12 protein-coding genes are annotated in these 13,812 nt (G+C 39.9%); 3 read left to right on the top strand and 9 right to left on the bottom strand.

Annotated features, from left to right (window positions below):
• Both ACTHN6_RS09445 and nudK read left to right on the top strand, forming a co-directional pair.
• On the top strand, positions 1 to 1,623 hold a 1,623-nt coding region (locus ACTHN6_RS09445; RefSeq protein WP_440435508.1), incomplete at its 5' end, for a prolyl oligopeptidase family serine peptidase.
• A gap of 226 nt (positions 1,624 to 1,849) precedes the next feature.
• Positions 1,850 to 2,428, top strand: a complete 579-nt coding sequence (gene nudK / locus ACTHN6_RS09440; protein ID WP_440435507.1) for a GDP-mannose pyrophosphatase NudK — start codon at positions 1,850 to 1,852, stop codon at positions 2,426 to 2,428.
• A 262-nt stretch (positions 2,429 to 2,690) separates the two neighbouring features.
• Here the strand turns inward: nudK and ACTHN6_RS09435 are convergent, their stop codons facing one another.
• The 9 genes from ACTHN6_RS09435 to ACTHN6_RS09395 all read right to left on the bottom strand — a co-directional run bounded on the left by ACTHN6_RS09435 (position 2,691) and on the right by ACTHN6_RS09395 (position 13,078).
• Entirely contained in the window at positions 2,691 to 3,524 is an 834-nt protein-coding gene (locus ACTHN6_RS09435; protein ID WP_440435506.1) for a class I SAM-dependent methyltransferase, read from the bottom strand.
• Between the two features lie 168 nt (positions 3,525 to 3,692).
• Positions 3,693 to 4,337, bottom strand: coding sequence for a Crp/Fnr family transcriptional regulator (locus ACTHN6_RS09430; RefSeq protein ID WP_440435505.1), 645 nt, complete (start codon positions 4,335 to 4,337; stop codon positions 3,693 to 3,695).
• Positions 4,338 to 4,515: 178 nt separating this feature from the next.
• Positions 4,516 to 5,832 carry a PKD domain-containing protein gene (locus tag ACTHN6_RS09425; RefSeq protein WP_440435504.1) on the bottom strand — a complete coding sequence of 439 codons (1,317 nt, stop codon included), beginning with the start codon at positions 5,830 to 5,832 and terminating at the stop codon, positions 4,516 to 4,518.
• 22 nt (positions 5,833 to 5,854) lie between these two features.
• On the bottom strand, positions 5,855 to 6,385 hold the full coding sequence (gene tssO, locus ACTHN6_RS09420) for a type VI secretion system TssO (protein ID WP_440435503.1): 531 nt from the start codon (positions 6,383 to 6,385) through the stop codon (positions 5,855 to 5,857).
• A 29-nt stretch (positions 6,386 to 6,414) separates the two neighbouring features.
• On the bottom strand, positions 6,415 to 7,590 hold the full coding sequence (locus tag ACTHN6_RS09415; RefSeq protein ID WP_440435502.1) for a hypothetical protein: 1,176 nt from the start codon (positions 7,588 to 7,590) through the stop codon (positions 6,415 to 6,417).
• Positions 7,590 to 8,462, bottom strand: a complete 873-nt coding sequence (locus ACTHN6_RS09410; RefSeq protein ID WP_440435501.1) for a TssN family type VI secretion system protein — start codon at positions 8,460 to 8,462, stop codon at positions 7,590 to 7,592. The genes ACTHN6_RS09415 and ACTHN6_RS09410 overlap by 1 nt, the downstream gene beginning before the upstream one ends.
• Before the next feature lie 99 nt (positions 8,463 to 8,561).
• The gene (locus tag ACTHN6_RS09405) at positions 8,562 to 9,935 is read right to left on the bottom strand and encodes a type VI secretion system contractile sheath protein TssC (protein WP_440435500.1); all 1,374 of its coding nucleotides are present in this window, start codon (positions 9,933 to 9,935) and stop codon (positions 8,562 to 8,564) included.
• Between the two features lie 42 nt (positions 9,936 to 9,977).
• Complete coding sequence (locus ACTHN6_RS09400; protein WP_440435499.1) at positions 9,978 to 10,439, bottom strand: hypothetical protein; 462 nt, start codon at positions 10,437 to 10,439, stop codon at positions 9,978 to 9,980.
• Between the two features lie 161 nt (positions 10,440 to 10,600).
• Entirely contained in the window at positions 10,601 to 13,078 is a 2,478-nt protein-coding gene (locus ACTHN6_RS09395; protein ID WP_440435498.1) for an ATP-dependent Clp protease ATP-binding subunit, read from the bottom strand.
• A 290-nt stretch (positions 13,079 to 13,368) separates the two neighbouring features.
• Between ACTHN6_RS09395 and ACTHN6_RS09390 the strand changes: the two genes are divergently transcribed.
• Positions 13,369 to 13,806, top strand: coding sequence for a GPW/gp25 family protein (locus tag ACTHN6_RS09390; protein ID WP_440435497.1), 438 nt, complete (start codon positions 13,369 to 13,371; stop codon positions 13,804 to 13,806).
• Positions 13,807 to 13,812 lie beyond the last annotated feature (6 nt).

Below are 13,812 nucleotides of genomic sequence, written 5' to 3'. Positions count from 1 at the left end.
TACCTCGCTACAACCAATGTTGGGCATCCCACATTGCAGCACTGGAAATATCCATTGCCCGGCGATACCAATATCATCATGATTGAAAGGGTGGTGATTGATGTTGAAAACCCTAAAGTGATCCGCCTTCAGGTTCCGCCTGACCCGCACCGTGCCACTTTGAGTGATGATATTTCAAGCAGCGGCACATTTGATGATATAAGCTGGAGCGATGATGGTTCTCAGTTTGCTTTTGTTTCCACTTCAAGGGATCATAAAATTGAAAAAGTGCGTATTGCAGATACCAACACCGGCGCTGTACGCGAAGTGTTTGAAGAAAAAGCACCCACGCAATATGAATCGGGCTGGGGTTCTATTAACTGGAAATATTTACCAGGCACAAAGGAGATCATCTGGTTTTCAGAACGCGATAACTGGGGCCATTTATACCTGTACGATGCAACAACAGGCAAGCTCAAAAATCAAATTACAAAAGGCGATTGGGTGGTTACGCAAATGTTGCATGTGGATGAAAAAAGCCGGACGATTTATTTTCTTGCCAACGGGCTTGATACCGCCAATCCCTATTTCACGCACTTTTATAAAATTGGTTTTGACGGAAAGAAAATGGTATCGCTTACGCCGGAAACAGGTTTTCACAAGATTACTTTATCGCCATTAAAAAATTATTTTATTGATGATTATTCGCAGCCAGATGTTCCCAATACAGTTGTATTGCGCAATACAAACGGAAAGGTTATTACAACACTGGAAAAAACAGACATCAGCCCGCTGAAAGCAATTGGCTGGCAGCCGCCAAAACCTGTAACCTTAAAAGCGCATGATGATACCACAAATATTTACGGGCTGATATTTACGCCGTCCAATATTGACCCCACAAAAAAATACCCGGTTGTGGTTTACATTTATCCTGGCCCACAGGGCGGAAGTATTGGCGGCAACTGGGGTTTCTCTGCCGCCAGGGGCGATAATCAATCACTGGCAGAATTGGGCTTTGTGGTGGTTGCCATTGAAGGCACTTCCAACCCGCTCCGTTCCAAATCATTCCACGACATGAGTTATGGTTTTATGGCAGAAAATACTTTGCCCGACCAGATTACCGGCATAAGGCAACTGGCTGCACGCTATGCCTATATTGATACAAACCGTGTAGGTATCTGGGGCCACTCCGGCGGCGGTTTTGCCACAGCCTGCGCCATGTTTAAATTTCCTGACTTTTTTAAAGTGGGCATTTCAGAATCAGGCAACCACGATAACCGTAATTATGAAGATGATTGGGGCGAAAGATATATTGGCCTGCTTACAAAAGATGCTTCAGGAAAAGACAATTATGAAGCACAGGCCAACCAGGTGTATGCCGGTAACCTCAAGGGCAAATTATTACTGGCGCATGGCATGCTGGATGATAATGTGCCGCCCTATAATACACTGCTGGTGGTTGAAGCGCTGGAAAAAGCGAACAAAGATTATGATCTTATTATTTTTCCCAACAGCCATCATGGTTACGGGCCCTATTCTTATTATATGATGCGCCGCCGCTGGGATTATTTTGTAACGAATTTATTGGGTGCTGCCCATCCGAAAGAATATAAAATAGGTGATCAGATGAGTGGCAGAAGATAAGCTTTTCATGCAAAAAAATTTTCTTACAACCTATAAATACAATTCTGGTATACCAATTAAAATGCTCATATAAAAAATATATCGGTGCCAATGCGCCGATTTATGAACCCGCCTATATTATTTCACCTCTGGTTACATTATGCTCATCTAATAAACAGGCTGTTTTTATGGAAGCATACATAAGGAAACAGGCAGATCAACTGACAATTTTAAATGATAATCGCAAATGATAAGGGACGTAAAAGTTTTAGAGACTAAAGTGCTTTCTGACAACTGGTACACACTCAGAAAAATAACTTATGAATACACAAAAAAAGATGGAACAAAACTTACGCAAAGCAGGGAAGCATACGACAGGGGAAATGGAGCGACTATTTTGCTGTACAACAAGGAACAAAAAACCGTTATTCTTACAAGGCAGTTTCGCATTCCAACATTTATAAACGGTAATGACACAGGAATGTTAATTGAAGCCTGCGCAGGTTTGCTGGATAACGACAACCCGGAAGATTGCATTAAACGAGAGACTGAAGAAGAAACAGGGTATAAAATATCCGAGGTGCGTAAAATATTTGAAGCCTATATGTCGCCGGGCTCTGTAACGGAAATCTTGCATTTCTTCATTGCAGCATACACTAAAGAAATGAAAGTGACTGATGGTGGAGGGGTTGAGAACGAAGAAGAAAATATTGAAGTGCTGGAGTTTGAAATTACTGAAGCAATGAATATGATTGAAACCGGGAAAATAAGGGATGGAAAAACAATAATGCTACTTCAATACATTAAACTCAACAATATCTTATGACGCAATCCAAAAGGCCTTTGATAACCTGTACATATTATATTGTTAGCTGGCTTCGTTTTTAGCCGTCTTTTATATGTTCAAAGCCTAAGGCGCAGGAACAATGTTCATACTGATATTGACTGTTCTATAACTTAAACCTTAACAGTCATTAATAAAAATTGCTTCAGCTATTTGGTTAATTGATATGCTTTCACAAAATAAAACGCTGCATTATGCAAACAATGCCTGCTGTGTAATGCAGCGTTATTGCGATGTCGTATGATTACACCTTTACTTTTACAAGCAGGAATGTAGCTGAAATAGATGTTTTGCCGGAGTTTATATTTTTATTCTCCCTGGCAAACAAGGCTTCCAGTTCTTGCTGTAATTGTGCGCTTTTCCCATTTTTTTTGGCGGCGTCAAATGCATTCATTGTAGGCCCGTAGTAATTTTTAAAGTCATCAACAAAGCCAGATGGTGTACAATCGGCATTAAATGTATAGGTTGATTTACCGAAGGATATATTGGCCGGGTCAATACCTGCTGCCCGAAAACGCTCAATTACATTTGTTTCCACACCCCATAACATGGGGCTCACAAACCCCTCTGGAGGTGGCGGTGTGTAGGCCGTACTTATTTTTAGTATTTGTGCAACCAATGTGGGATCGCCTGGTATCCAGTTACCCATTACGATTACGCCGCCGGGCTTTGTCACACGAACCATTTCTTTGGCAACATCAAATGGCCTGGGTGCGAACATGGCGCCAAAAATACTTACAGTCATATCGAAGCTGTCATCGTTCAGGTCATATAATCCGGTAGCATCGCCCTCCTTAAAAATACAGTTACTTATGCCTTCCTCCTGTACGCGTTTGTTACCTGCAGCAACGAGGTTACGTGCAATATCAACGCCAAGCACCGTTGCGCCAAGCTTAGCTTCAGGAATAGCTGTCGTGCCATCACCGCAGCCAAGATCTAAAATGTGCATGCCTTTTCTAATACCGAGGGTTGCAACAAGAGCAGCCCCGCTTTCCCGCATAGTTTGAGCAATACGGGTAAAATCGCCCTTTTCCCACAATGCTTTATTGGGGTTGATTTTTTCTGTTAGTGTTTCCATTTTTGTTATTTGTTTAAGTTTTCAATAAAGAGCACGTATGCATGGCAGGGATACATCCTGAATTGCCGGCAGGCCACCTGCATTCATGTTTTCCTTAATTGTGCGGCAAAAGTAGAAGTGGAAAAATTAAAGAAAGGTATCTAAGGTTACAGTTCTTTGTAACCAATGTTACAAATCCCTCAGCAGTTTTATCTGGTTGCGATAAAGCAAAACCTTCTTCTGATTTTCAAGATTTTTTAATATTCTTGAAACTACTACCCTGTTGGTGCCAAGGTCTTCACTTATCTGTTGGTGGGTTAGATTGATAAGCGTGGAATTGGTGATTTTTGATTTATCCTTAAGATAGTTTACCAGCCGCACATCCATTTTTTTGAACAGAACATCATCTATGCTTTTTATTACGCCGGTAAACCCGTCAAGAATAGTGTTCATCACGAACTGTTTCCAGGATGGATACTTGATAAGCCATTCATCAGCAACGGGCAGGGGCAGGCATAATAATATGGAGTCCTCTTCCGCTACAGATTTTATTGAGCTGACCTTTGTTGTCATCCAGAAGGTTAAAAGCATAGCGCAGCTTTCACCAGACTTCACGTAGTACAACAACACTTCCTGTCCCTCATCTGTTATGCGTGCTACTTTAAACGTTCCTTTTAATACCAGAGGCACTGCAAGAACGGGCTGGTCAGGGCTAATCATAATTTCTCCCCCGCTTACATTCATCAGCATGGCCCTGCTTGTCATCTCCTCTAATAATATCGGTTCGAATACAGAAGAAAAAATATCAAGATATGTATTTATTGATTTTGTCATTTTCCGGTAGGTTAGCAGTAATATTTCTATAGATTCTTTATTGTTATTGCGGGCATAAGAAACCTATAAAAAATAAATATGAAGATAAATATTTTAAAATAAGTCATCCGCGCAAGCGCATAAGAACAGCGCAATAAACTTCATCCTGCGGCCAGACCGCTGGCACATAACGACCGTATTAATTCCGCTTCTTGCCAACTTTTATTCCCAATATTTTTCTTGGCTGGCTGTAGGTTACCAGTATGTTTGTTTCACAATTGGGGTTATTAGGATCATGAATAATTTTGGCCGATTCTACAGTAACATGTTTCTCCGATTGCAGGCGTTTGCAAAGTTCCGATAAAGTAATTGCCTTTTTTTCAGAATTGGCTTTAACCAATGTTCCTTCGCCGCCGCAAAAAAACTGGGCAACCTTTTGTGCCGTTACATTCGGGTCTCCATTAGCCACTTTCGTAAGCAATGTTTTCAGATTTGCATCAGTCAGGCTTTTGCGTGTAGCGTTATCAGCCTGGTTTGGTGCGTTAGCGCCCGCTGCTGCGTTAGCAGCGATGTAAGTAAACTGTGGTGATGAAGCAGGCGACGGGCCATTTTCTGTTGTTACCGTAACAAGCCCTGTCTGGCTGCCTTCACTCACAATGGCTGTAATCTCTGTTGGCGAAATTATTTGGAATGATTTTGCTTCAATGCCGCCAAAGCTCACCGACTTTGTTCCGTTAAAAAAGCTGCCCATAATGGTTACACTTGTACCGGCACCGCCACTCGTTGGATAAATGGAATTAACAGCAGGCGGAATCTTTATTGACCGTTCAGGTAAAGCTTCCGCCTCACCTGTTGTGTTACTGCCTGCAGGCTTCTTCGGCAATACCACCACTGTTTTTGTGTATCGTTTACTGCCATCGATGGTTAGTGTTATCATTTGAACGCCATCTTTATAAAAATTAAAATCAACGCCGGAAGTGGTTTTAACCTCAGGGGAACCCGACAAGCTCCACTGGTAGCTATAGCTCGCTTTCATTAATGTACTGAAATGCGCCGATAATCCTGCCGTTACAGTATCTGCACCAATTATGGGAATTGCTGCAAACTGCGTCGAATCTCCCCGCCTGGCCGGCCTGGAAATGATACTAATTACAACAGTTTGCAGGCACGTATTATTTTGTGTGCATGAAACAGTAAAATCACCTTCTTTTAAAAAGCTATGCTGCATAACAGGTTTACCTGTTTGTTCACGGGCGCCATCACCAAAATCCCAGCGTAATTTATCTGTCGGTGTTGCCGGAACAGAAAAAGTAATAGACTCACCCACATAAAATACATTATTCGTTTGCTGCCTTAATCCTGATGTGGCAATTTCCAATGCAGAACAATCCACATGCGTTATCAGTTTAAAACTCAAAAAACATGCGGAAAAAGCAAGCACTGCCAGCATGGTAAACCACACGCTGTTGTCAAGGCCCATTCTTGATTTTGTAAATATGGATGTGGATTTTTTCATAGCCTTCAACATGGGTTTGTTGCTAATAAGATTGATAAGGCGGTTTCATGCCTACCTGGCTCGACAACTGTGCTATATAAGCATTAGCGCTGCTTATTCTTTGCACTAAATTGGCCTGCTCTGCCTGCAGCTTACCAATATCCGGTGATTGCGACCTTAAATTCACAAGGCTTGAATTAGCGCTTTTTAGTTTATATAAAGCGTCTATCATCTTTGCATAAATATTATCATTACCGGGCATTGCTTTTTCCTTAAATGCCTGCAGGTCGCTCATGGCAAGTGTTATGCGGTTATCAATAAGGTCTGTTTGAACGCCGGGCGCCTGGAGTGTATCGATCAAAGTTTGCAGGTCTGTAAGCTTGCCTGAAAACTGCGCCATAAATTTTTGTTCCTGCTGATATGCCGTAATTTCTTCCTTCATTTTCCTGTTTTCTTCAAAAGGTACCCGCGTGCTGAAAAATACAGTTATAACAATAACGCTTATTGTTATGATGAAAAATATCATGAAGTTTAAAAAGGCTTTACGCCTTTCAGGCTGGTTAACTGGTTTCATAAATTAATATGTTTATAATGAGTTTTTATTTATCCGAAAAAACGCCTTCTTGCTTTATTTGGCTGCAGTTCCTGGAAGCCGTTTTGCTCTTCTTTCACAAAAATCCCGGTGTCTTTTTTCTTACCTATAAACTCAAGCTTATGAAGTGTTTCAAATAAAGCAGCAACCACTTTTATAAATTGGGTTATCTTCTGAATGTTATTGTTGATATCATTATTATTATACCGGATAACCGCAAGACCGGTGAGCATATTGTCAAGTTCACCCTGCTTTAACCCGCACCATTCGCTTATGTAATTCATCATTTCTTCCTTGCCTGACCCTATGCGCAAGTCAATTACATTTTTCATTAAACGTGCAAAGCTTACAATGCCCATCAGCAATTCAGCCGGCGATTCATATAAGGTTGTCCATCTTGTTTTGGTTATATTATCACTGAGAAAAATGATCAGCCTGTCGCATAAAAATTGTACTAACTCCGATAATTCGTTCTGCTGATTTTTCCTGTATATTTTTTGAACGATCTGCGAACAGCGCATTTCAAGCGTTGAATAGAAATGATCAAGTTCGCCATGCAGGCTTACAAGATCATCAAGTGCTTCAGTAGCATAGCAGGGCGGGATGTAATCCGCATCAACCCTTATATCATTTCCTTCTGCCAAAACTTTACCGATTGTTAATGCAAAAGGATGATAAGCAAACTGGCTGTACTGGCTATCGCTGATAATTTCAACTGAATAAGCAGGTAATACAAAAGGATATCTTGGAGGGTTTTCAGCAATGTCCGGAGTACCGGCAGGTTTTTTCTGAAAAGGATTTATGATTAATACCACCCACCATATATTTTCAGATTTTGCTTCTGCAAAACTGAATGTAGTTGACGGCGCAGCATCTGCATCATTGTTGATATTTTCAAAATGCCCTGTTGCTGGCAAATTTATTCTTATACCTCCCGGTGTTACTGCCTGGCACGCCAACACAGTAACCCTGATGGTGTTCTGATTATCGACAGATATTTTTACATTAAAGTTATCCTCTCCTTCCGCAGATGAAGGAATAATGCCAAATCTCGAATGAGAAACGCTGAGGGCCGCCACATCATGCAAAGCATCGCGCCAGGCATCATCCTGCGCAATAAAATGGCTCTTATTAATTTTCATCCCGTCAATCCAGTTCACGGGCAAATATTTAATACGGTCTCTCATTATATAATGTTTTCTATGCGTTCACAAATAATTACTGTATTTTCTTTGATGCCGTTTTCCCTTATGGTTACTTCAGGGTTCAATATGCGCTGGCGCTGATACCATTTTGGTTTTCTCCGGAACCACCACTGGTAAGCATCGTAATCTTTGGTAGCAAATTCAATTGGCGTTTCACTTTGCAGCTCGTTATAGTCATTTATAAAATGATAATAGAGTTCTCCAAGCTTCATGCCTTCGGGTGCTTTCGCCCGGAAATAGGAATGACCGGCATCGCTGTTTTTCTTTGCAATTTCAAAACCTATTACATATATTTTTTCACGCGGATCTTCATCAGGTAACTCTATCTGAGAAGTTAATGGATAGCTCCATGTTACAAACCTTGCCGGCGGAATATTGAATGCAGCATTGAATGTATGATAGACAAGCATGGGAATAAAAAAAGCAAGACAGCTTAAAAGCATCGGGTAAAAAAGATATTGCTTCTCGTTAGAAAGAAAATATTGCAGCGATGAAAAAATAACCACCACAAAAAATATCACTGAAAACCCAAACATTATTTCCGCCAGGATTATTTTACTGCTGCTGTCTTCATTATAAGCATGAAAATATTTTTTGTGAGCAATGGCAACATGTATAGCGCCAAATATTAAAAATATAGCTGCAATAATCCAGTAAACCGCAAAGCTGTGATCGCTTACAAATTTTGAAATATAAGCAACAAGCGAAACAATGATGGAAGAGACGATGCTGTATATAGTTGGCTTTTTTCCACTGGCAGCAAACGTTTCGGAGAAAGGTTTAACCAGTACCAATAACGTAATTGCAAATGCAAGAAATACCCCAATATATCCCAAGAAAAATTTAATTGCCATGTAATACCCTTTAATGCAGTGCACACAAATAAATCAGTATAGAAAAAATAAAGCTTCATGTATCACGAAAGCTTTATTTAGCATTGAAAAATGCTACTGTTATTGTTGCTTGAATGAAGCTTTCCATTCCTCGCCATCATCGCCTTTGTAACCATCGAGTTTAACGAGGAAGCTTTTTGCAGGGAAGAATGGCGTTATATGAATATCAAGGAAGATGTGGTCTTTGTGTTCTTCATCTCTTTCAAATCTTATGATCTGGAATTTTTCAATCAGCTTATCGGGCCCCTGTATACCATCAAGGAATTTTACAATCTGAGAACGAAGGTTTTTTTCCATCTTCACATTCCACAATTCAAAGGCACGCCTGTTGAGAAAATCGGATAGCACTTTGGCAATAAAATCAAATACACGCACTACAGAATATGTTTGCATGCCCAGGTTATCGCCTGTAAATAATGTTTTGGCAGAGAACGGCATTACCTTGCCCCATTCACCAACCAACGGCACAAGGCCAACATTTTCAAGCTCTGATATTTCTGCTTTTTTCTGATCGAAACGCACTGTATCTACTTCGTCAATGGAGCCATAAGTTTTACCGGCAACCGGCTGCGATAATTTGGTGCAATACATTTTGCCTGCAAGTGCTGCAGAGCCCGGAACATATACATCTTCTTCTTCGCCAACATCTGTTTTTTTACCGCGGCCTACTATATAATTGCAGGTCATCATTACGTTTGCTTTATGCGGATCGCCGCTAGTAAGATTGGCATCGGTAAACATATCGAGCACATCATCGGGCGTTTCAATATTTTCAAAATCTGTAACCAGCATTACTTTATTGTTATAGGCCATCTTTGCCCATTTATCAACCACTGTTGCAGATTTTAAATAACCGGGCACTACGAGCAGTGAATAATTCTGACGCAGGTCTAAACGGTCATATTTATTTTTCAATTCCTCCGCTATATATTCAATAAACCTTGGCTCATCCAAATCTGTAAGCTGGTCCATAGATGCATTCATTAATACAACATTCTTAAGCTTTGGTGATTCGGTATTTTTATAGAACAAGTGAACAGAGCGGTACGATTGTTCCATTTCGCGGCTGGCATCCAAAACCTTTTTCAGGTTTTGTTTTAAAAGCTTGTCTGCATTTTCTGCTTTTTGAACACTTTTTTCTGCCATCTCTGCAATTGAATTGTTTTCGGTTAAAAGATCAATCCATAACTGCATCTTTTTCTTCAATTCAGCACGTTGCTGTTTTTTAGAAGCGTCGGTTAAAAAAATATTACGCTTGGCTTTACGAACGGGATTCATATTATCGGCGCCATCTACCACGGCTTCGAAAAAATCATAACCGCCGGACCTAACCAGTGTGTTTAAAGAAGTTTGAAGAGAAGGCACATCGGCTACAGCCTGTTTTTCGCCTTCTTTATATTGCAAAACGCTTTCATCTTTTAATTCTGTTGACATATCTGGGAGTTTATGTTTACTGAATAATTATTTGTTGGGGAATTATTTGCTATCGGCTTCATCAAGCTCGGCAACCAATGCTTTTAAAGCACTAACAAAGGCCTGCTTTGTTTCAGGGTTTTCAATTACATTTTTTAAAGACTTATTGGATTTAAGCTGTTTGATGATTTTTAAATAAGCATCATTTTCAAGGCTTAAATTTTTTAAGTAATCGCTCCTGTTGGTTATGTTCTTGATATCGAAATCACCTAACCCTGCAAATGTGAAATTTTCTTTTATCGTAGAACCGTCTTCGCGGTCAAGTTCAACATCGCAGTTAGGTTTAAAATAATCGAAAACCTGTTCTACTGTTTGAAGGTCTTCTACTATTTCCGGTTTTATCGGAGGCTCATTGGTTAGTTTTTGAACGAATAATGTTTTATTCGGTGAAATCTCAACAAAACCTTCTCCAACCGGATCTGGTGCAAGAATAGTAGTGGCGATTCCTGGTTTAACTTGTGGCATATTTTCAATTTTTAAGTTTAGCAATGATGACAGCAACTTCTGCTATTTATTAAGTTAGCGCATCGTTATTCAAGTGGCTTTTTCATATTTAAAGGATTTAGTCGTAAAATATTGGCTAACAGCAACAATACTTCTGTTGTAATTAATACACATCAAAACAGTCATCCGTTAATCGTCCATTTCAGTGCATTATCTGCAAGATCAACCTGCAGGCTATTGTCTTTTTTCAGTTCACCTGAAACGATATACCTGGATATGGGCCTGCTTAACTGCGACCGTATTACACCGGTGATTTGCCTGGCGCCATATTTAGGTGTAAAGCCTGTTAATGCAAGATGCTTTTTGGCTTCATCAGTAATTTGAAATTTGATGCCCTGTTTATCCAGTGCTTCCAACAGGTTTTTCATTTGAATTTCAAATATGCGAACGATGCTTTTTTCACTGATGGGCGCAAAAGGAACTATTTCCGTTAAGCGTGCTAAAAACTCCGGCCTGAAATATTTTGTCATAATTTCCATGAGCTTGTTTGAAGGCGGTATTTCACCTTTTTCAAACTCGCCTGCAATCCATTCGCTGCCAATGTTGGAAGTGAATATGATAATTGAATTGGAAAAATCTCCTTCCTTACCAAGCCTGTCATGCATATGGCCTTCATCCAATATTTGCAGGAAAGTGTCAAACACTGATGGATGCGCTTTTTCTATTTCATCAAATAATAAAACTGAGTAAGGTTTTTGCCGTATTTTATTTACCAACATACCCCCTTCTTCATAACCAACATAACCGGGAGGCGCGCCATACAGTAAGGCTGCTGAATGTTCTTCTTTAAACTCGCTCATATCAAATCTTATCATAGCCTTTTCATCATTAAATAAAAATTCGGCTACAGATTTTGCAAGCTCTGTTTTGCCTGTGCCCGTAGGTCCAAGAAAAAAGAAAGAACCAATAGGCTGTCCTTTTTTATTCAACCCGCTCCTCGATTCCAGCACGGCTGCGGCTATGGCTTTTACCGCATGATCCTGCCCCACTACCCTTTTCTTTAAATAGTCATCCATATTCATCAGGCGCTCTTTTTCCTGCGCCTGTATTTTGCCCAGCGGAATACCTGTTTTATAAGAAATAACGGAAGCGATATCTTCTTTGGTTACTGAATCTTTTTTCTCATCGGTAAGCAACAACAACCTGTCAAAGCTTTGAGAAAGAAAACTTTCAAATTGTTCCGCTTTTTCAAACTTATCGGTTTGGGCGGGCTCTTCCAGTTTGCCCAATAAAACAGGGCTTATTTTATTTTGCAATACATTATTCAGCCATTTATATTCTGCAAATAATTCATGTTCCGGCTGTTTATCTTTTCCTGCCTTTATTTTTTCAAATTCCGCTTTTAAATCTTCCAGTTCTTTTTTATTGGTATCAACCATTAATTTAATAGCCGCCATTGTCCTGTCTAAAAGATCAATAGCCACATCGGGCAATCTCCTGTCGCGCAAGTAACGTTTGGATAAACGAACACTTTCCTTAATGGCTTCAGGTTCTACTTTTAGCTGGTGATGATTTTCAAAATTGGGCGCAAGCCTGGAGAGCATTTTTTCGGCAGCAACCACATCTGGTTCACCTACATTCAATGCTTCAAAACGCCGCGTAAAAGCAGGATCACTTTCAATGTATTTTCTATATTCATCATTGGTTGTAGCACCAATCACCGTTATCTCACCCCTTGCCAGTTCTGGCTTTAAAAGATTGGCAGCGCCGGCGCCAATACCACCGCCACCTTTATTGTCGAGCAGTATATGTATTTCATCTATAAACAGGATGGCTTTGGGAAATTGCTTTATTTCCTTCAGTATATTTTTTAACCTGTCTTCTATTTCACCTTTATACGAAGCACCGGCAATCAGTGCACCGAGATCGAGTTCAAAAAGTAAAGAACCGGCAAGCTGCGCCGGCACTTTATTATTTACTATATCCAATGCAAAACCATCAATCAATGCTGTTTTACCAACACCGGCTTCGCCTGTTATAATTACATTGGGTTTTGTTCTGCGGCCAAGAGTTTCAATCATCATTCTTGTTTCTTTATCCCTTCCGATGATCGGGTCTGTTTTACCTTCTTTGGCCAATGCAGTACGTTCAATACAATATTTATATAAAGCACCTGAAGATGCATTGGTTTTATTTTCCGGTGAAGTTTTTACCGCGTTTTGTATGCTATCATCTTTAAAATAAACATCCAGTATCTCCTTTTCTTTTACAGGAAACGATTTTAGTTGTTCCGATGTAAAAGCAACACCTGGCTTTACCAGCGCCACGAGTGTGGCGATAGGCGTAATATTATCTAACCCCATTTTCATACGCACATTATCTGCTTCTTCAAAAGCTTGTTTAATGCCGTCATCGCCCTTTATATTTTCTCTGGCTTTGGCAGCCTTTGGCGCATCTTCCATATGTACTTCTGCCCACTCCATAATATAGGCAGTGTCTTTACCGATTGAATCAATAAAATCTTTTAAGCCAACATCTTTATGCAGCATCGCCCTTAATAAATGTGCGGGATAAAAGAAACCGTTGTGGTATTCTTTGGCTAAAGACTGTGCTATTTCAACAGCCGTTTTCATTGATTCGTTCAAAGCAATTGTTGACATTATAATGTTTTTCTTATTGGTTGATAACAGGATTATCAGCATAACTTAATCGCTAAAAACTGCACAATGGAAACGAGGTTAGCCCGGGCGGACAAATCATATTGCATATGATAAAGGCTAATCAGGAATTTTGTAAACAGGCCGTTCAAAAGTTTGCATTCCAAATTGTATTAACCATGTAAAACGTGTAAGCTTGTGTTGCCTGCTTTAGAGTAATGTATTTATAAATATTATTATAATGTTCGTGTTTTCGCTAACACCATAATTACGACAATTACAGAAACTTTTTCGTGAGCATCGTTTACTATAAAACACCACTGGCCTTTGGGGCAGTTATTGAAGGAAAAGAGTTGCCGGTATGCGATTTACTTACATCGGTAACAAAAAACCTCGAACTGATTATCACTACAAGGTTTGGTGAGCATAGGAGTGATCCAACTTTTGGTTGTGAGATATGGGACCTGGATTTTGAACTGATTGTAAGCGCAAGATTGTGGGAAGAAAAACTTCGCCAGTCTTTATTAAAATCTATCAGCACACATGAAAGCCGGTTATCGGATATAGATATAAGTGTTGCTATAACCGATATGGAAAAATTCAATGGTATAAAACAATTTGTTGAGATAAAGAAGCACGTTCAAATTGAAATTTACGGAACGCTTCACAAAACAGGCGAGCCCGTGCACTTTAGAACCAATTTATTTTTAAGCCCACTGTCAGTTGATTAAAACCTA

This window comes from Parafilimonas sp. (assembly GCF_051953455.1).
Lineage (GTDB): Bacteria > Bacteroidota > Bacteroidia > Chitinophagales > Chitinophagaceae > Parafilimonas.
This window is presented reverse-complemented; position numbering and strand designations above follow the sequence as displayed.

Bases quoted from the DNA above. Each gene is read 5' to 3' on its own strand.
- nudK (WP_440435507.1), top strand. From the start codon at position 1,850: ATGATAAGGGACGTAAAAGTTTTAGAGACTAAAGTGCTTTCTGACAAC.
- ACTHN6_RS09435 (WP_440435506.1), bottom strand. From the start codon at position 3,524: ATGGAAACACTAACAGAAAAAATCAACCCCAATAAAGCATTGTGGGAA.
- ACTHN6_RS09430 (WP_440435505.1), bottom strand. From the start codon at position 4,337: ATGACAAAATCAATAAATACATATCTTGATATTTTTTCTTCTGTATTC.
- ACTHN6_RS09425 (WP_440435504.1), bottom strand. From the start codon at position 5,832: ATGAAAAAATCCACATCCATATTTACAAAATCAAGAATGGGCCTTGAC.
- tssO (WP_440435503.1), bottom strand. From the start codon at position 6,385: ATGAAACCAGTTAACCAGCCTGAAAGGCGTAAAGCCTTTTTAAACTTC.
- ACTHN6_RS09415 (WP_440435502.1), bottom strand. From the start codon at position 7,590: ATGAGAGACCGTATTAAATATTTGCCCGTGAACTGGATTGACGGGATG.
- ACTHN6_RS09410 (WP_440435501.1), bottom strand. From the start codon at position 8,462: ATGGCAATTAAATTTTTCTTGGGATATATTGGGGTATTTCTTGCATTT.
- ACTHN6_RS09405 (WP_440435500.1), bottom strand. From the start codon at position 9,935: ATGTCAACAGAATTAAAAGATGAAAGCGTTTTGCAATATAAAGAAGGC.
- ACTHN6_RS09400 (WP_440435499.1), bottom strand. From the start codon at position 10,439: ATGCCACAAGTTAAACCAGGAATCGCCACTACTATTCTTGCACCAGAT.
- ACTHN6_RS09395 (WP_440435498.1), bottom strand. From the start codon at position 13,078: ATGTCAACAATTGCTTTGAACGAATCAATGAAAACGGCTGTTGAAATA.